At 40.8% G+C, this 17,868-nt stretch carries 16 protein-coding genes and 1 pseudogene; 9 read left to right on the top strand and 8 right to left on the bottom strand.

Annotated features, from left to right (window positions below):
• Nucleotides 1-277 precede the first annotated feature (277 nt).
• From B4C48_RS06600 to B4C48_RS06585, 4 genes are all read right to left on the bottom strand, one after another.
• A complete protein-coding gene (locus B4C48_RS06600) occupies nucleotides 278-1,279 on the bottom strand; it encodes an LLM class flavin-dependent oxidoreductase (protein WP_291354819.1) in 1,002 nt (333 codons plus the stop codon).
• A 159-nt stretch (nucleotides 1,280-1,438) separates the two neighbouring features.
• On the bottom strand, nucleotides 1,439-1,939 hold the full coding sequence (locus B4C48_RS06595; protein ID WP_291354818.1) for a hypothetical protein: 501 nt from the start codon (nucleotides 1,937-1,939) through the stop codon (nucleotides 1,439-1,441).
• Between the two features lie 184 nt (nucleotides 1,940-2,123).
• Nucleotides 2,124-2,561 carry a hypothetical protein gene (locus tag B4C48_RS06590; protein WP_291354817.1) on the bottom strand — a complete coding sequence of 146 codons (438 nt, stop codon included), beginning with the start codon at nucleotides 2,559-2,561 and terminating at the stop codon, nucleotides 2,124-2,126.
• A 191-nt stretch (nucleotides 2,562-2,752) separates the two neighbouring features.
• On the bottom strand, nucleotides 2,753-3,184 hold the full coding sequence (locus B4C48_RS06585; RefSeq protein WP_291354816.1) for a glycine zipper domain-containing protein: 432 nt from the start codon (nucleotides 3,182-3,184) through the stop codon (nucleotides 2,753-2,755).
• A gap of 367 nt (nucleotides 3,185-3,551) precedes the next feature.
• Here B4C48_RS06585 and prfA point away from each other — a divergent pair, with 367 nt between their 5' ends.
• Together prfA and prmC are read left to right on the top strand one after the other, a co-directional pair.
• Nucleotides 3,552-4,640 carry a peptide chain release factor 1 gene (prfA, locus tag B4C48_RS06580; RefSeq protein WP_291354815.1) on the top strand — a complete coding sequence of 363 codons (1,089 nt, stop codon included), beginning with the start codon at nucleotides 3,552-3,554 and terminating at the stop codon, nucleotides 4,638-4,640.
• Nucleotides 4,640-5,458: a peptide chain release factor N(5)-glutamine methyltransferase gene (prmC, locus tag B4C48_RS06575; RefSeq protein WP_291354814.1), complete on the top strand. Its 819-nt coding sequence runs from the start codon at nucleotides 4,640-4,642 to the stop codon at nucleotides 5,456-5,458. The genes prfA and prmC overlap by 1 nt, the downstream gene beginning before the upstream one ends.
• A 38-nt stretch (nucleotides 5,459-5,496) precedes the next feature.
• Here prmC and B4C48_RS06570 read toward each other — a convergent pair whose 3' ends face one another.
• From B4C48_RS06570 to B4C48_RS06555, 4 genes are all read right to left on the bottom strand, one after another.
• A complete protein-coding gene (locus B4C48_RS06570) occupies nucleotides 5,497-6,330 on the bottom strand; it encodes an ABC transporter permease (protein ID WP_291354813.1) in 834 nt (277 codons plus the stop codon).
• The gene (locus B4C48_RS06565) at nucleotides 6,330-7,301 is read right to left on the bottom strand and encodes an aliphatic sulfonate ABC transporter substrate-binding protein (RefSeq protein ID WP_291354812.1); all 972 of its coding nucleotides are present in this window, start codon (nucleotides 7,299-7,301) and stop codon (nucleotides 6,330-6,332) included. The genes B4C48_RS06570 and B4C48_RS06565 overlap by 1 nt, the downstream gene beginning before the upstream one ends.
• 612 nt (nucleotides 7,302-7,913) lie before the next feature.
• Nucleotides 7,914-8,267, bottom strand: a complete 354-nt coding sequence (locus B4C48_RS06560; RefSeq protein WP_291354811.1) for a hypothetical protein — start codon at nucleotides 8,265-8,267, stop codon at nucleotides 7,914-7,916.
• Between the two features lie 210 nt (nucleotides 8,268-8,477).
• A complete protein-coding gene (locus B4C48_RS06555) occupies nucleotides 8,478-9,500 on the bottom strand; it encodes an AraC family transcriptional regulator (RefSeq protein ID WP_291354810.1) in 1,023 nt (340 codons plus the stop codon).
• 156 nt (nucleotides 9,501-9,656) lie between these two features.
• Here B4C48_RS06555 and B4C48_RS06550 point away from each other — a divergent pair, with 156 nt between their 5' ends.
• The 7 genes and pseudogenes from B4C48_RS06550 (at nucleotide 9,657) to B4C48_RS06520 (ending at nucleotide 17,166) form a co-directional block, all read left to right on the top strand.
• The gene (locus B4C48_RS06550; protein WP_291354809.1) at nucleotides 9,657-10,427 is read left to right on the top strand and encodes a 3-hydroxyacyl-CoA dehydrogenase; all 771 of its coding nucleotides are present in this window, start codon (nucleotides 9,657-9,659) and stop codon (nucleotides 10,425-10,427) included.
• Between the two features lie 570 nt (nucleotides 10,428-10,997).
• On the top strand, nucleotides 10,998-12,134 hold the full coding sequence (locus B4C48_RS06545; RefSeq protein WP_291354808.1) for an acyl-CoA dehydrogenase family protein: 1,137 nt from the start codon (nucleotides 10,998-11,000) through the stop codon (nucleotides 12,132-12,134).
• Between the two features lie 225 nt (nucleotides 12,135-12,359).
• The gene (locus B4C48_RS06540) at nucleotides 12,360-14,006 is read left to right on the top strand and encodes an AMP-binding protein (protein WP_291354807.1); all 1,647 of its coding nucleotides are present in this window, start codon (nucleotides 12,360-12,362) and stop codon (nucleotides 14,004-14,006) included.
• Between the two features lie 153 nt (nucleotides 14,007-14,159).
• Nucleotides 14,160-14,915, top strand: coding sequence for a HesA/MoeB/ThiF family protein (locus tag B4C48_RS06535; RefSeq protein ID WP_291354843.1), 756 nt, complete (start codon nucleotides 14,160-14,162; stop codon nucleotides 14,913-14,915).
• A 58-nt stretch (nucleotides 14,916-14,973) separates the two neighbouring features.
• A pseudogene (locus B4C48_RS06530) lies at nucleotides 14,974-16,273 on the top strand (ABC1 kinase family protein).
• Between the two features lie 118 nt (nucleotides 16,274-16,391).
• Nucleotides 16,392-16,772, top strand: a complete 381-nt coding sequence (gene folB, locus B4C48_RS06525) for a dihydroneopterin aldolase (protein WP_291354806.1) — start codon at nucleotides 16,392-16,394, stop codon at nucleotides 16,770-16,772.
• Nucleotides 16,729-17,166, top strand: a complete 438-nt coding sequence (locus B4C48_RS06520) for a 2-amino-4-hydroxy-6-hydroxymethyldihydropteridine diphosphokinase (protein ID WP_291354805.1) — start codon at nucleotides 16,729-16,731, stop codon at nucleotides 17,164-17,166. The genes folB and B4C48_RS06520 overlap by 44 nt, the downstream gene beginning before the upstream one ends.
• Nucleotides 17,167-17,868 lie beyond the last annotated feature (702 nt).

Genomic DNA, 17,868 nt, shown 5'->3' with positions numbered 1-17,868 from the left:
TGAATAGTTTGGTATGTGGGTGGCTGGGATGCATCCGCAAATAGTCTAAATCACGGATATTCTTTTACGCGGCAAGAGCTAGGCTTATTAAGGTATTGATTCATTTTATTTTTCATTTTTGTATTTGATTGTTTTTTATATATTTATTATGCCTAAGCTAAACAGATCGTAAACGTTATCCAGGCTGATCTGAGACATGGATGGAAAATAACAAAATTATTGCGGTTTAATATAAAAAATAGCACCTAAAAAGGTGCTATCTGAAATTTTTAAACGATCAAGAATTTTTGATATTCATTAACAATTCAAAGTTCTGAATACGTTTATCCGTGTCATAGATGTCACAGGTAAAAATAAACTCATCAACCTCGTATTTTTCTAACAGCTTTTCTAATCCGGCTTTGACTGTTTGAGGTGAACCAATTTGGGCCAGTGCATAGAAGTTATCCACCGACATTTTTTCCGCTGGTGACCACAAACCTTCCATGGTTTTTACCGGGGCTTTAAGTTTTAAGCTTTGTCCACGCATTAAACCCAGTACACGCTGATAGGCACTGGTGGCTAAATATTCAGCTTCTTCATCGATCTCAGCCACTACAGTAGGAACACCCATGGAAATATAAGGACGTTCCAGATATTCAGACGGTTCAAAGTTCTCACGATATAGCTGAATCGCTTGACCCAACATACGCGGCGCAAAATGTGAGGCAAATGAATAGGGAAGTCCTAATTTTGCAGCTAGTTGCGCACTGAACAAACTTGAACCCAGCAACCAGACTGGAACATGGGTGTTTTGGCCTGGAGTTGCCACAATACGTTGATGCGGAACAGGTTCTTTAAAATATTGCAGTATTTCCAGCACATCTTGTGGAAACTGGTCTTCGGTCTCTTGACGACCACGGCGTAAGGCACGCATGGTCACCTGGTCTGTACCTGGAGCACGTCCCAAACCAAGTTCAACACGATTTGGGTAAAGGGTTGCCAAAGTACCAAATTGCTCTGCAACCACCAAAGGAGCGTGGTTTGGTAACATAATACCGCCGGAACCTACCTTTAAAGTTTCGGTATTGGCAAGAATATAACCCAGTAACACGGCAGTTGCCGAGCTGGCGATTCCATCCATATTGTGATGTTCTGCCAGCCACAAACGTGTGTAGCCCAATTGTTCGGCTTTTTGCGCCAGTGCTAAAGCATGATGTAATGAAAATTGAATGCTTTTATCATCACGGACGGGTACAAGTTCAAGAATTGAAAATTGGGTGTCTTTTAATGAGCGCATTTGTTTTCTCTAAGATCAGGGCTAAGAAAAGCATACGCTGCCTGCTTGAACTTGTATATCGTTTTTTTTCGATATATTGCCATTCTGAGTATGAATTAAGTAATTAGGCCACTTAAATAAAAAAAACACCCGAAGGTGCTTTAAATTGAATCTTTAGAATTAACGACGCTTGTTCCAGCCTAAATGACGGCCATTGTCGTGACGGTCATTGTAACGGTAGCTATTATAACGACGGTCATAACGGTCATTATAGCGACGCTCATCACGGTCATATCGATCATCATAACGACGGTCTTCGCTTACTTTTTTACCCAAGATTGCGCCACCGGCAGAACCTAAGCCCGCGCCAATATAACCACCGTTGGTACCACCCATATTTTTACCTACGGTATAACCGCCAGCACCACCCAAAGCTCCGCCAATTACCGCACCAGTACGGTCACGTTTGTTGGCAGCAACTCCAGCACCAGCACCGCCACCAATGGCAGAACCAATCATTGCACCAGTCGTACCACCCATTTGTTTACCGACTGCGGCACCGACCACGCCACCCAGGGCAGAAGTTAAGGCTGTATTTGTTGTATTGCCTGCATTGGCTGTAGTCATAGTGAGAACAGATGAAGTCACTACAGCAGCAAGAATGATAGAATTAAATTTCATGACAAACTCCTTTAGGAAGCTTTTGTTATTTCTTGAGTTAAATGTAAGCAAAGATTTAGAAATGAAAATGGATGAGTTGTTGATCATTTGTATTTTTTATCTTCCATATTTGTTCATAATTTGCCCGAAACAACATAATAAAAATCAAAAAAAGCACCCGAAGGTGCTTTTAAAAATCTGAGTATTAACGACGATTGTAACGACGGTTGTTATAGCTATTATAGCGGCGGTCTGTGCGATCATCATAACGACGGTCTTCTGATACCTTTTTACCCAGTACCGAACCACCTGCAGCACCTAAAGCAGAACCGATATAACCACCGGTTGAACCACCCATGCTTTTACCTACAGTATAACCACCGACACCACCTAAACCGCCACCGATTGCAGCGCCAGTACGGTCGCGTTTGTTTGCTGAAACAGCCGCACCGCCAGCACCACCAATGGCAGAACCAATCATGGCACCGGTATTGCCACCCATGTTTTTACCAATCGCTGTGCCGACTACACTACCAAGCGCAGAAGTTAAAGCAACATTAGTCGTATTGCCTGCATTAGTTGTTGTAGTCGCAATAGCAGAAGTTGCAATTACTGTAGCAAATAAAATTGAATTAAATTTCATGGTAAACTCCAGTTGGACGCTTTTGTTATCTATTGAGATAAGAATAAAAGAAAGTCTGGCATTGAAGATGAATGGGTTGTTAAGGGTTTGTATTTTTATCTGCCAAATTTATCCATAATTAACAGGCAATAAGGGCAATAAAAGAAAAAAGCACCCGAAGGTACTTTTTTGTTGTGTTCACAGATCGTGTATTAACGATGGCTGCGATAGTATTTTTTAGAGTGTTTTTTGTATTTACGTTGGTCAGCACGACGGTCTTCTGATACTTTTTTACCCAGAACCGAACCACCAGCAGCACCTAGCGCTGAACCGATATAGCCACCAGTTGAACCACCTACACTTTTACCGACAGTATAACCACCCACACCCCCTAAACCGCCACCGATTGCAGCACCAGTACGGTTGCGTCGATCAGCAGAAACCGCAGCACCACCAGCACCACCAAGAGCAGAACCGATCATTGCACCGGTATTACCACCCATTTGTTTACCAATCGCAGTACCTGCTACGCTACCTAATGCTGATGTTGCAGCAATACGAGTAGAGTTGTCTGCATGAGCAGAAACAGTAAACATTGATGCAGTCGCCATTGTTGCGCTTAATAATAATGCATTAAGTTTCATAGTTAACTCCGTGTTCAAAACCTGAACGTTGTAAGTAAGTTCTTTCAATGCCGGCAAATGTAACAAAAATTTTTTCCAACAATGTGGAGAGGATCAACTAGAGTTGTGGTGTTTAGTGTCTGCTTTGTAAAGTTTCTTTAACAATGTTGAATATTGCTCGTAAAATATGCATTTACTCGGGAAATATGAATAAAACTAGCATAGATTGAGCGTTCATCTTGAAACAATCACTTTTGATATGAGCTTTTGTCCCCACAATATCTATGTCATTTCACCCTTAGAATCGTTACACTAGGCACAATTTTTTTGCGCTGATCTATGTCCTATAAGGCATGGAGATAGCCTTTGTATTGAGATATTGAGCAAAATGAAAGAATCGTTACGTTTACGATTAGATCAACTTTCTGACCGTCACGAAGAATTAAACGCATTGCTTGCCGACGTTGAAGTGATTTCAGATAACAAACGCTTCCGTCAATTGTCACGTGAACATAGTGACCTATCCGAAATCACTGGGGTCTGGACTAAATTCCGTCAAGCCGAAGAAGATATAGAAACTGCTGAAGCCATGTTGAGCGATCCTGACTTTAAGGAAATGGCTCAGGAAGAAATCAAAGACAATAAGGCGCTGCTGGAACAACTGGAAGCAGACCTCAATATCTTGATGATTCCGAAAGATCCAAACGATGCCAACTCTGCCTATCTGGAAATTCGTGCCGGAACCGGTGGTGATGAAGCTGCGATCTTCTCGGGCGATTTATTCCGTATGTATAGCAAATATGCTGAAACGCAGGGCTGGCGTCTGGAAATCCTGTCTGAAAATGAAGGTGAACACGGCGGTTATAAAGAAGTCATCTGCCTGATTAATGGTGAAGGGGTGTACGGTCGCCTGAAATTTGAAAGTGGCGCGCACCGTGTACAACGTGTACCTGCAACCGAATCGCAGGGTCGTGTGCATACTTCAGCATGTACGGTTGCCATTTTGCCTGAAGTGGATGTGGATACTTCGGTAGACATTAACCCGGCAGATTTGCGTATTGATACTTATCGTGCATCCGGTGCAGGTGGTCAGCACATTAACAAAACCGATTCGGCAGTGCGTATTACCCATATTCCAACCGGTACAGTGGTTGAATGTCAGGATGAACGTTCACAGCATAAGAACAAAGCCAAAGCGATGGCACTTTTGGTTTCACGTCTGGAAAATGCCAAACGTGCCGCAGCTGATGCAGCGACTTCAGAAATGCGCCGTGACCTGGTGGGTTCTGGTGACCGTTCGGAGCGTATCCGTACTTATAACTATCCGCAAGGTCGTATGACCGATCACCGTATCAATTTAACTTTATATAAATTAGATGCCGTAATGGAAGGTGATTTGACCGAATTGCTTGACAGTTTGCACCGTGAATATCAGGCAGATCAGTTGGCACTTCTTGCACAGCAGAATGGTGGCTAATGAATATTGCACAGGCCTTGGCCTTACGTGGTGATGCAGAAAGCTATGAACGCCAGGAAAATGCATGGTTACTTGAGCACATTACCAAAATTGATGCTTTTGATTTGCCAATGAAAAAAGATCTGCAATTAACAGCAGAACAAGAGCAGGCATATCGTAGTGGTCTGGCACGTATTGCAGCAGGTGAACCTTTGGCTTATGTCACTGGTTCACAGCCATTCTGGACACTGGATTTAAAAGTGACTCCAGATACTTTGGTGCCGCGTCCAGATACTGAAGTTCTGGTTGAAACTGTACTTAAGTTAGACTTGCCTGAAGATGCCCGAATTGTCGATTTAGGCACTGGAACCGGTGCAGTAGCCTTATCGCTTGCTTCTGAACGTCCGGATTGGTCGGTTACTGCCACAGATATTTATGAACCGACTTTAGAAGTAGCACAATTTAATGCTGAAAAGCATGATCTTGAACAGGTCCGTTTCCTGTGTGGTTCTTGGTTTAAGCCTTTGGGACGTGAATTCTTCGATGTCATTGTGTCTAATCCGCCGTATATCGATGCAGATGATGTCCATATGCAGGATTTGGCTACAGAACCGGAGCGTGCTTTGGTGGCAGATAAACATGGTCTTGCCGATCTTGAGCACATTATCCAGCAGGGTAAAAAGCATTTAACTGTGAATGGCTGGGTTGTACTTGAGCATGGTTATGATCAGGGTGATGCTGTGCGCCATATCTTTATCCAGGCAGGGTATAAAGAAGTCAGAACTGTGAAAGATTATGGCGGCAATGACCGTGTGACTTTAGGTCGGTGGCCACATTAATCTTAAAAAAGATAAAAAAATAAAGCGCATGATGCGCTTTATTTTTTGACCACATCCCGCCAGCGTAACAGCCAGTTTTCAACAATTTTCATTAGGTTATCGCTAATTTTTCCTAAAATCGCCAATAGAATAATCGCAATAATGACAATGTCAGGTCGGGACGTTTCCCGTCCATCACTGAGTAAATAGCCAATGCCTTGAGTTGCGGCAATTAGTTCAGCAGCAATCATAAACATCCAGGATAAACTCAGGCTATTACGCAAACCGGTTAAGATACCGGGTGATGCGGCAGGAAGAGTAATGTCTTTAATCTGTTGAAAATATTTCAAGCGATAAACTTGCGCGACTTCAATCAGTTTGCGGTCTACGCCGTGAATAGCTGAAACGGTATTGGTATAGGTTGGAAAAAATGCACCAATGGCAATCAGGGTGATTTTAGAGGCTTCATCAATACCTAACCACAGCAGTAACAGAGGAATCCAGGCCAGACTGGGAATAGATTTAATGGCTGAAAAAGAAGGTTCCAGGAATTCTTCAGCTTGCTTGTTTAAACCCACAAAAATCGCAAAAACCAGCGCAAGTCCGCTACCAATAAAGAAACCTAAAAATACGCGCCAGGTACTGGTCCAGATATGCAGCCATAAATCACCCGCAGACAATTCCAATAAAGATTGCCATAAGCTGCTAGGTGCGGGAAGCAGATAAGCCTCGATCAATCCTTTCTTAACCAGAATTTCACACAGAACCAGCAGCAATACAGGAATAACCAGTCCTTTCAGCTTGCTTATGAATTTCAACCGGCGGGAAAAAGGGTTCTGTTTGACTTCTGTGCTCGGCACAGAAGCCTTTTTGCTTGCTACAGGAAAACTCATTATTTGCCTACAATCTTTTGTGCATATTTGGCATCAAACAGTTGATCAATCACCTGATTGACATTGGTACCACTGCGTACCAGTTCTTCCTCCGTCAAAATGCTGCCGGATTTTTTTAATGCATTAATGTGTTTGGCTGTTGGAATGTTTTGATCAAAATTGGTTCGGCTGAGCTGAAGTTTAGCCACAGGAACAGGCAATTTAGATTCTCGCGCCAGCAATTCAGCCAATTTAGATGGATTGGCTTTGGCCCATTTTCGTGCCTGTTCGTAAGCTTTAACCACAGCTTCAATCGCTTCAGGACTTTGATTGGCAAATTGTTCTTTTACACTGAGTACGCTGTAGCTGTTAAAACCGACATTTCTATACAGTAGTTTTGCTCCCGACTGTACCTGCGCCGAAGCCATTAACGGATCCAAGCCTGCCCAGGCATCAACCTGTCCGCGTTCAAGCGTTGTTTTACCATCCGGATGCTGCAAGTGCACAAGTTGAACATCTTTTTTATTTAAGCCAGCAGTTTCAAGTGCCTGTAAAGTGAAAAGGAAAGGGTCGGTGCCTTTGGTTGCTGCAATCTTTTTACCTTTTAAATCTTTTATCGTTTTAATTGGAGAATTTTTGGAGACCACTAAAGCCGTCCATTCCGGCTGACTCTGAATATAAATAGTTTTAATCGGACTACCATTGGCACGACTAAGTGCAGCGGCCAAACCTGCGGTAGATGAGAAATCGACACTGCCACTATTCAGATATTCAAGAGAACGGTTGCTGCCTTGACTAAAGACCCATTTAATTTCTGTTTTAGGCAATGCTTTTTCTAAAAGTTTCTGTTCCTTAACCACCAGGCTGGTAGGAGCGTAGTACGCATAATCCAGTTTAAGGGTATCGGGAATAGTTGCAAAACTGTATTGACTGGCCAAACCGAGTGTAACTGCGGTAAATAATATTTTAGTTTTAAAAGTGAAAGAGTACATATAAACCCCATAAAATTGTCTAATTTTGTATGGGAGCTGATATTGCCAGTTATTATGAGGAAAAGAGAAAACAGTAATTTTTATAAAATTATCTTAATTTTGCATATGTTGAATTTTATATTTTAACTACCTGAATTTTATTAAATTAATTTTTATTTTATTGAATTTTATGCTTTATATCAAAAAGATAAATTGCAATGAATAAAATTAAAATAGGGTTGGTTTACATTAATAACATACAATGAAATTTCATTGTAATTACATAAAATATACTTTTAGTTAGATAAAATACAGTCTATCACTCGAATCGAAATACAATATTTAAATAGAAGACTATGTTCAATTAAAGATTATTTAAAGGTAAAGTGATTTGTTCTCGATATCTTTTATCTTTATATTGGAAGGAAACATTGGAAAGCTATTGATTGATGCCCTAAAAGTGACTCAGAATAGCTTGATTGATTCGACACAAATCGATCAAAAACTAGAGCTTTGAGTTAATGCCATGTTTTAAGAAAATGAATAAAAATACCGTATAAATGTGTATACAAATAGGTCAAATTGAGCCAAAAAAAGCGGCTGAATGAAGCCGCTTTTTAATTTATTTTAACTTTATACAGGGAAATCTTGCAGACAATCAGAAATTTCTAATTGAGTGAGCACATCTGTTTCAAGTGCCAGACCAAGTGCTACAATTTTCGCTGTATCTGCAAGATATTGATCATCTTTTAAGGCAATGCCGCTTTGCAGGGCTTGAATACCCTCAGCGCTAATATCTAGTGCTTTTGCTGCTTCAATGGCATCTGCACGGTTGAAGAAGTTCACCACCACATTTTGAAGTGCTGAATCAGAAGTATTCAAAATACCTTGATTGAATAACTCATCAAATTGACTGGTATGAGAATGAAGAGAATGAGTAAAATTTTGCACCAAGCTTTGCTCTAGTACATCAATCATCTTAAGCATGTCAGAACCTTTAATTTAAGGTGATTACACGGGGAGGAATTACAGCAGAGAGGCATAAAGATATACCTTTAAATTGATTGAAAAGTAATCTATTTTGTCACTTTTTGCAATTAGATTCCGACGAAAAATAGATCAATTTTTTAAACTCATGAAAAGCAAAGAATTATTAAATCATGAGAAAAGAAACTCTATTTTATTAATTAGATTAATTTATAGATCCTTGTTTTGGCGATAAGCACCTGGGCTGACACCCGTCCATTTCTTGAAAGCACGATGAAATGCACTTGGATCGTGAAAACTTAATTCATCGCTAATTTCCTGCAAGGTTTTTTCAGTTTTAGTCAGAAATTCAATGGCTGTATCACGTCGGATATCATTTTTCAGCTGCTGATAACTGACGCCTTCGCTTTTTAAACGTCGTTGCATCGTGGCATCAGACATATTTAAACGCTGGGCAATTTCATTGAGTTCAAGCCATTCGGCAGGTGGAACATTCATTAAATGTTTACGGATTTGAGAACTAATGGCATGCGGATTTTTAAAACGGACTAAAAGATTGTGCGGGGTTTGTTGAATAAACTGATGCCAGGATTGTTTATCCTGTTTAATCTGAATATTTAAATAATTGGCATCGAACTGGATGTAGTTTTCATTGCTATTGTATTGAATATTTTCACAAAAACGGACTTTATAGTCTTGATCATCCAGTGGTGCATCACACTTGAGCTGAATCTGATTCAGTAAAACTCTTTGTCCGCTTAACCAGCACATCAAACCATGAATCAGCATTAAATAGGTGGCATAGCTGAACATTCTTTTGGTCTGTTTTTGCTCATAAATTACGATATAAGCATAGTTTTCCTGAACAAATAATTGGCTAACAAAATCATCCAGAATCAAATTTAAAAATTGCAAAATCTGTTGCAGGGCTTTTTCTAAGGTTTCTGCGTGTATGACAGACTTGGATAAAAGCTTAAAACTGCCGCGGCGCATGGGGTGACTGTCCATACCAAAAAATTCGTCATTCATGACATCGGCCAGTTCAGTCCAAAGCTGTGCATATTGCGATACAGAAACACGGGCTTTACTGGATTGCATCAGCTCAGTCTGAATACCGGATTTGACCAAGATGTTCTGAGTGTTCAATCCCTGATGCTGCGCAGACAGCAATGCTTCATGCACCAGACTGATTGAAATTGTGCCTTTACTGTAATTTAGGTCTTGTTCATTCATTTACAGATATCCGTATTCCGTATTTTTACTGCCGTGACTTGGATTGGCCAAATCCATCATAAAGGATGCAATATTTGGAAATTGTACTCTAGCTTGAGTGCATTTACTCTGCATCTTAAGTCGAGTGTTCATTCAAAAAATTAACAGGAATAGAAGATGAAAATTCAAGGAAAAGTGTTTGTGGTGACAGGTGGTGCATCAGGTTTGGGTGCAGCCACAGCTACTTATCTGGTTGGGCAAGGTGCAAAAGTCATCATGGTCGATATGAACCAGGAGCTGGGTCAGGAAATGCAGCAGCGTTTGGGTGAACACTCTGTTTTTGTCAAATTGGATGTGACCGATGAACATGCAGTCAAGGTTTTCTTTGAAAATATTGAGCAGCAGTATGGTCAGTTAAATGGTCTGGTGAACTGTGCCGGGATTGCACCTTCAGCCAAAGTGCTGGGTCGTGATGGTATTCATGATTTGGGCATGTTCCAGAAAGTACTGAATATTAATGTCAGTGGCACCTTTAACATGATCCGTTTTGCAGCAAGTTTGATGGCGAAATATCAATTACAAGCGGGCGAAGAAGAGCGTGGTGTAATTGTGAATACCGCGTCAGTGGCTGCATTTGAGGGACAACTTGGACAGGCTGCGTATGCCGCATCAAAAGGTGCTGTAGTGTCTATGACTTTGCCTTTGGCACGTGAGTTGGCACGTGAAGCCATTCGTGTGATGACCATTGCGCCAGGCATTATGGAAACACCAATGTTAAAAGCCATGCCGCAAAATGTTCAGGATGCGTTGGGGCAGATGGTACCGTTTCCACCGCGTTTGGCGAAGCCGGAAGAGTTTGCGCATTTAGTTGGTCATATTTTTGAAAATACGTATTTGAATGGTGAAGTGATTCGTTTGGATGGCGCGATTCGTATGCAGCCGAAGTAAATTAGTTTTTTCTACTAATAAAGACCTCTACAGCTGCAAATTGACAGTTGAGTTTAAAGGCTCTGCGTAAGCATTCATTTTCTTTTGAAGGATCAAAAGAAACAAAAAGCCTTTGCGAAACTGAAGATACATCCCTGTATCTCAGTTTCGCAGGCGACCTCCATGTCGCCCTACGCGATAGCAACGACCTATTAACATTTCAGTAGCTCTTTTTCCTAAATCATTTTTTAACTACTACAAGTTATTCTTGAAGCCAAAATTAAAAATAGATTTGAGCAAGTATTGGAGTCATGAGTGTGGCATGGATGCCACATGTTTCCCATCCCTTGCGCTGCATTTTAAAGCAGTGCTTAAAACTGGCTCAGGATGTCGTGTATGGGAAACAAAAGGTTTTTGTCTACTTTTGACCTTTCAAAAGTAGAAATACTGCCTACGCAAAGGCAAAAAAACTGAATCAATCAAATGAGGCAGTGCTGATTTTTAAAAATCCAATATTGAATATTTTTTGACTTACACAAGTTATCTAATATTCAAAGCAAAATTTATAAATTGAAAGAAAAAGGACATTCAATGATTTTAAATGATGAACAAAAGATGGTTCAGGATATGTTGCGGGATTATTCGCAAAACAGGTTAAAACCTACTGCCGCAGAACGTGATAAAACTGCACAATTTCCTGCACAAGAACTGAAAGAACTGGGTGAGCTGGGCGGTTTGGGCATGACCGTATCCGAACAATGGGGCGGTGCGGGGCTGGACTATGTTTCGCTGGTGCTTGCCTTAGAGGAGATTGCAGCAGGTGACGGCGCAATTTCGACCATCGTCAGTGTGCAAAATTCGCTCCCTTGTGGCATTACCCAGCGTTACGGTACAGAAGAACAAAAACAAAAGTATTTAACTAAACTGGCGACAGGCGAATGGCTTGGATGTTTCTGTCTCACCGAACCGCAAGCCGGATCAGATGCCGGTGCACTGGAATGTAAAGCAGAGCGTGATGGAGATTTTTGGGTACTCAATGGCACCAAACAATTCATCACTACCGGTAAACATGCCCAAGTGGCAATTGTCTTTGCAGTGACCGATAAAGCCGCAGGAAAAAAAGGTATTTCCTGTTTCCTTGTGCCTACCGATACAGAAGGTTATATCGTTTCGCGTCTTGAAGAGAAAATGGGTCAACACTGTTCAGATACCGCGACTATTATTTTTGAAAATTGCCGTATTCCTGCTGAAAACTTACTTGGCAATGAAGGAGAAGGCTACAAGATTGCATTATCCAACCTTGAATCCGGCAGAATCGGGATTGCCGCACAATCCGTAGGCATGGCGCGTGCTGCACTGGATGCTGCGGTGGAATATGCCAATGAGCGTAAAGCTTTTGGAGTAGAGATCGTACAGCATCAAGCTGTGGCATTCCGTTTGGCGGATATGGCGACCCAGATTGAAGCTGCACGACAACTGATTTTCCATGCTGCCACCTTAAAAGATGCAGGGCTGCCTTGTTTGAAAGAAGCTTCTATGGCGAAACTGTTTGCCTCCACCATGGCAGAGCGAGTGTGCTCTGATGCCATTCAGATTCATGGCGGTTATGGCTATGTGTCTGATTTTCCAGTAGAGCGTATTTACCGTGATGTACGCGTTAGCCAGATCTATGAAGGGGCTTCGGACATTCAGCGTCTGGTCATTGCACGCGAGGTGACTAAAATTTAAAACGGTTAAATTTTAGACTTTAGTCGGTGCTCAAATCCTGCACATTTTTTGATGGATTCGGAAATTGCAGGATGACATTAAGCATGTTTATCTAGGTGAATAGTGAAGTTAAAAGATTAAAAATGCTGAATGCGTTTTGGCATTTTAGGAATGAGAACAATAAGCAAAATAGATCAACAAAGCAGGAGCTTTGTTCAATAAAATAACGGATGAGAGGTTGTGGTCATGAAGACATTAGAACAGGCATATCAAGAGTTTAATTTTGATGATTTTCTAGCAGAACAACTGGTAGGTACCGCAGACTCAGTCAATGCCTATGTTGAATGCTGCGAGCGTTATCTCGGTTTAAATAAAACAGCCTTAATCTGGGAAGGCAAAAATGGCGAATCTGCCGAATGGAAATTTGAACAGCTGGCAGAAGCGTCTGGAAAACTGGCAAATTATTTTAGCTCAATTGGCTTAAAGTCAGGTGATTGCATTGCCGGTTTATTGCCGCGTACGCCTGAATTGCTGATTACTATTTTAGCCACCTGGCGCATGGGCGCAATTTACCAGCCCTTGTTTACAGCCTTTGAATCCAAAGCCATTGAACACCGCATCAATACCGCCAAAACCCAATTGATTGTGACCAATGCAGAACAACGAACAAAACTGAACGGTGTCACTGTACCGCATATTCTAAGCGTACATCCACGCGATGCTTCAAGCCATGCAGATGCCGATTTCTGGACAGAACTGGCTGGGCAGTTAGAATCTTTTGAACCGGTAATGCAGACTTTCGAAGATGATTTCCTGATGATGTTTACCTCAGGAACTACAGGCTTGGCAAAATCAGTACCTGTGCCTTTAAAAGCAGTATTGGCATTTAAGGGTTATATGACCCATGCTGTGGATTTGCGTGAAGAGGATTCTTTCTGGAATCTGGCCGATCCCGGTTGGGCTTATGGCTTGTATTATGGCATTACCGGACCTTTAAGTCTGGGTCATAGCATTATTATGGATGAACGTGCGTTTAGTGTAGATAACGCCGTGCAGATTATTAAAAAATATAAAGTCAGTAACTTGACCGGTTCACCAACGGCATTTCGCATGTTTTTCGGATTCAAGGAAAAATTTGATCCATCCATTAAAGAACATTTACGTGCCGTCAGTAGTGCTGGCGAGCCATTAACTCCAGAAGTGATTCACTGGTTTAATCATGACCTGAATGTCAATATTTATGATCAATATGGTCAGACTGAACTGGGGATGGTGATTGCCAATCACCATGCTTTGGAACATGAAAAGAAAGTCGGTTCCGCAGGTTTTGCCAACCCGGGTCATCGTTTTGTGGTCTTGAATCAAAATAATGAAGAGGTGGAAAGAGGTGGAATCGGCACTTTAGCCATCGACTTTTCTCAATCGCCTTTAACCTGGTTTAAAGGTTATGGTGGCAACAACCGTAAATCATTTGTCGGGCATTATTATTTAACCGGTGATACGGTGAAATTAAATGAATTTGGCGGCGTAGATTTTATTGGTCGTGCTGACGATGTCATTACAACGTCTGGCTATCGTGTAGGGCCTTTCGACGTAGAAAGCACTTTACTGGAATGTGCTGAGGTTTTGGAATCTGCCGTCATTGGCAAGCCAGATCCGGAACGTACTGAGGTGGTCAAAGCTTTTGTGGTGCTTAAACCGCAATTTTCAGCGTCAAACGAGTTAAGCCATAAACTTCAGGAATATGTACGCTCGCGTTTATCTAAACATGCCTATCCTAAAGAAATCGAATTTGTGGAAGGCTTACCTAAAACCACAAGTGGTAAAATTCAACGTAATTTACTCAAGCAACAGGAAATTGCCAACATGCAGGGAATTCAGAAAGTCAGTTAAACCCTTTTTAGTTTTTTAAAGTTTCATGCTCTTGCACCCGAAAGGGTGCTTTTTTTATTTAATCCTATGTAATTAGCATATTGAACTATAATTCATCCTGAACTTTAATAAACAATATTAGTCGATAGGGATTGCCAAGTGACCGATGTAGATATGGACGTAGAGTTAAGCGATGAAGAAATGCATCTTTACAGCCGGCAAATTTTGCTGGATGGCTGGGACATTGAAGCACAGGAAAAACTGAAACTTGCCAATGTCTTGATTGTCGGTTGTGGTGGTATTGGTTGTACCACAGCTGAACTTCTAGCTCGAGCAGGTGTGGGGCAAATTACTTTAATCGATGCCGATATAATTGAAATAAGTAATCTACAGCGACAAATAGCCTATGTAGAAGAAAATATTGGCTTTTATAAATCTGAAATACTGGCCAAGCGTCTAAAGCAGATCAATCCGCATATCCGGGTTGAATCTCAAACAGTAAAACTGGATGAGAGTAATGCAGAAGCATTAATTTCAGCTCAAGATCTGGTGTTGGACGGCTGCGATAATTTCACCACACGTTACCTCGTCAATCAGACCTGTAAAAATTTTAATGTACCTTTAATCAGTGCTTCCGCGATTGGTTTTCAGGGACAAATGTTTATGGTTGAAGGCGAGTCGGCCTGTTATGAATGTCTATTTCCCAAAGAACAGCATGCCAATGAAAACCTGCGCTGTGCAGATTCTGGCGTATTAGCCACAACACCGAATGTGATGGCAAGCTTGCAAGCGCATCATGCCTTGCTATATTTGGGTTTGGGCAAAACGCCACTCAAGCAAAAACTGATGCTTTGGGATGGTTTAAGCATGAAACAACGTTTACTTGCTTTCGAAAAAGATACAGATTGCCCAATCTGTCAGGCAAGATAAGCCTGCAAACGCATATTTTTTTGCTACACTCACTACAATTTAATTCTACTTAGACATTATGAAAAACAATATCTGGTTAGATGGACTGCGTTCAGTTGCCCGCGTAGGTGAAACAGCTGTTATTGCAGCAAAAGCCGGCATTAAATACGCCACAGAAAAACCAAGTAACGCAAAACTGATGCGTGAAACTTTTGAATCCTTAGGTTCAACTTATATCAAGCTCGGACAGTTTATTGCCAGCACACCTTCATTATTTCCACGTGAATATGTGGAAGAATTTCAAGGCTGTTTGGATCAAACCCCATCTTTACCCTTTAGTTATGTGCAAGGCGTATTGGCTTCTGAATTTGCAGGCAGAAATCTGGATGAAATCTTTGCTTCAATTGATGAAAAGCCTTTAGCTTCGGCCTCTATTGCACAAGTGCATGCAGCTAGACTTGTAACCGGTGAAGATGTAGTGATTAAAGTGCAAAAGCCGGGTGTAGAAACCATTCTATATACCGACTTAAACGTCTTGCACTGGGCCACCAAGGTTTTGGAAAAAGCGGTACCAAAAGTTAAATTTGCATCACTTGCCGATATAGTCGATGAAATTAAAACCCGTATGGTGCGTGAAGTCGATTTTATTGAAGAGGCGCAAAACCTGGATGATTTTGTCAATTATCTGAATGTGACGCAAAACTCAAGAGCCACTGCACCCAAAGGTTTATCATCAATATTCTACCCGCCGTGTACTGACTATGCAGCGCTTGTATGGTGTGCCTTTGACTGATTTTGATGTAGTCAAAAAAGTATCTAAAGATCCATCCCAAGTATTAATTACCGCCATGAATACCTGGTTCGGTAGCTTGATGATGTGTAAAAGTTTCCATGCAGATTTGCATGCCGGAAACCTGATGTTGCTAGAAGATGGTCGTGTTGGTTTTATTGATTTTGGTATTGTCGGTCAGCTAAAGCCTGAAGTATGGACAGCGTGTATCGCCTTTATGGACGCGCTGCAAAAAACCGATTACAACTTGATGGCAGAAAACATGCTGAAAATGGGCATGACGGACAAGAAAATTGATACTCAAGTCCTCGCAGCGGATTTGGAACGTCTATTCAGTGGTGTCCTTTTAGCTGATCCTCAAGAATTGTTGACTTCCAATCCGGCAGATTTAAATGACATCATGATGGATATGGTGGCAGTAGGCGAGCGTCATGGTATTCGCTTCCCGCGTGACTTTGCCTTGCTGTTTAAGCAAATGCTGTATTTCGATCGCTTTATGCGCATCCTCGCACCATATACCGATATTTATGCAGACCAAAGACTGCAAATGGTGCAAACTCTTGATCCAAATGTGTTGTTAAAAAACTAAGTGATTAGTTTGAAAATCTCCCTAAATCCCTCTTTATAAAAGAGGGACTTCAAAGCTCCTCCCTTTTTTAAAGGGAGGTTGGGAGGGATTAAAAAATCAAATTCAGTTAGGTGGGGATATGGACGCAATTATCATTGAAGGTTTAAAGGTCGAAACTGTGGTGGGATGTTTCAATTGGGAACGCCAAATCATGCAGCCTTTAATGCTGGATATGACCATTCAGACCAGTCTGGAACAGGCTTCCAATTCGGACAAACTGGAACATACTTTAAATTACGCTGAAATTTGCGAGATTTCTGTCAAAGTCATTCAGGATGCCAAGCCGGAATTGATTGAACATGCAGCAAAACTTGTGCTAAATGCGCTTTTTACTACCTTTCCTACAGTAGAATCGATTATGATTACCATCCGTAAGCCTGCCATTATCGCGCAAGCAAATTCTGTAGGAATTCGTCTTGAACGCCACCGAAACGATATTCGCCTTAGCTCTGGCGAGTAATTGTCATCCACAACAACATTTTCAAAACGCTATCAATGTAATCTCTCGTCTGGGAGAGGTGCAATTTTCTAAAATTTATGTGATTCCGTGTCGTGATGCTGTGGGGGCGGATTATTGGAATGCTGCATGTTTATTGAAAACTGCAATGTCAGTTGATGATGTCATTACCTTATTAAAAAAAATGGAAACAGATTCTGGTCGGGTGCGTCCTTCGCATCAAATCTCCTTGGATGTCGACTTAATTGCATGGGGACAAGATTTACAGCACATGCAGTTTAATCCTAAAAAGTTGCCATTGGCTTTAGATGTCAAAATACCGATGCTTGATATTTGGCAAAGCACTGATTTTCAGCACGACAATCATCAATTTCCAGTAGTGAATTGGATAAATTAAGACTAATTTTCTCAGGTATAAGCGGATTTAACTGATTAAAAATAGCCTAAGCTATATAACTTAATCTATTTGCTTAATTTTTTAACCGGACCCTAAAAATTGAATGAAAGGTGAGGGCTTGTGGTTTGGGTCATTGCAATTATATAAATGATTAAATATTAGGCGTTAAAAGTGATAAATCATCAAAAAAGTCCAATCGGTGAAGATGAGGCCTGTTAATAGACTTAAATTAATAATTTATAAAAATAAATTTTAGATTTTGCATAACGTGTATTATGTTAATTTTAGAGTATCTTTAAAATATAGGTCATTGAATGTATCAAGAATATAAACAACTTTTAAAGATTAAAAAGTACTTTGTTATTTATATACTCTTTGGAATTCCTATTCTCTTATTTTTTTATTTTTTATTTTTTGACTTACTTTAACGTTAATATTTCAGTAATCACACTTTTTTTAATTATCACAGTCTTATTACTTATACTTTTTAGTAGCTTATTTCCCTATCGAAAGACATTTGTCCTTGGTGTAAAAAAAAAGTTTCTTTACTGAAAGTGCTAGTATAGATGGAATTAGCCTCATATTTAGAAAAAGATGTCAGCATTGTGGAATGCCTAAAAAGCTCAAAAATCAGTAGGATTTAACTTCATTTAACATAATGGTACTAATACGAAATTCATATGTAACTCCAAAATAGAAATG

This window comes from Acinetobacter sp. UBA3106, assembly GCA_002365595.1.
Classification (GTDB): Bacteria; Pseudomonadota; Gammaproteobacteria; order Pseudomonadales; family Moraxellaceae; genus Acinetobacter.
The sequence above is the reverse complement of the archived record's forward strand: the minus strand, read 5'-3'. Positions and strand labels throughout refer to the sequence as shown.

Bases quoted from the DNA above. Each gene is read 5' to 3' on its own strand.
- B4C48_RS06600 (WP_291354819.1), bottom strand. From the start codon at position 1,279: ATGCGCTCATTAAAAGACACCCAATTTTCAATTCTTGAACTTGTACCC.
- B4C48_RS06595 (WP_291354818.1), bottom strand. From the start codon at position 1,939: ATGAAATTTAATTCTATCATTCTTGCTGCTGTAGTGACTTCATCTGTT.
- B4C48_RS06590 (WP_291354817.1), bottom strand. From the start codon at position 2,561: ATGAAATTTAATTCAATTTTATTTGCTACAGTAATTGCAACTTCTGCT.
- B4C48_RS06585 (WP_291354816.1), bottom strand. From the start codon at position 3,184: ATGAAACTTAATGCATTATTATTAAGCGCAACAATGGCGACTGCATCA.
- prfA (WP_291354815.1), top strand. From the start codon at position 3,552: ATGAAAGAATCGTTACGTTTACGATTAGATCAACTTTCTGACCGTCAC.
- prmC (WP_291354814.1), top strand. From the start codon at position 4,640: ATGAATATTGCACAGGCCTTGGCCTTACGTGGTGATGCAGAAAGCTAT.
- B4C48_RS06570 (WP_291354813.1), bottom strand. From the start codon at position 6,330: ATGAGTTTTCCTGTAGCAAGCAAAAAGGCTTCTGTGCCGAGCACAGAA.
- B4C48_RS06565 (WP_291354812.1), bottom strand. From the start codon at position 7,301: ATGTACTCTTTCACTTTTAAAACTAAAATATTATTTACCGCAGTTACA.
- B4C48_RS06560 (WP_291354811.1), bottom strand. From the start codon at position 8,267: ATGCTTAAGATGATTGATGTACTAGAGCAAAGCTTGGTGCAAAATTTT.
- B4C48_RS06555 (WP_291354810.1), bottom strand. From the start codon at position 9,500: ATGAATGAACAAGACCTAAATTACAGTAAAGGCACAATTTCAATCAGT.
- B4C48_RS06550 (WP_291354809.1), top strand. From the start codon at position 9,657: ATGAAAATTCAAGGAAAAGTGTTTGTGGTGACAGGTGGTGCATCAGGT.
- B4C48_RS06545 (WP_291354808.1), top strand. From the start codon at position 10,998: ATGATTTTAAATGATGAACAAAAGATGGTTCAGGATATGTTGCGGGAT.
- B4C48_RS06540 (WP_291354807.1), top strand. From the start codon at position 12,360: ATGAAGACATTAGAACAGGCATATCAAGAGTTTAATTTTGATGATTTT.
- B4C48_RS06535 (WP_291354843.1), top strand. From the start codon at position 14,160: ATGGACGTAGAGTTAAGCGATGAAGAAATGCATCTTTACAGCCGGCAA.
- folB (WP_291354806.1), top strand. From the start codon at position 16,392: ATGGACGCAATTATCATTGAAGGTTTAAAGGTCGAAACTGTGGTGGGA.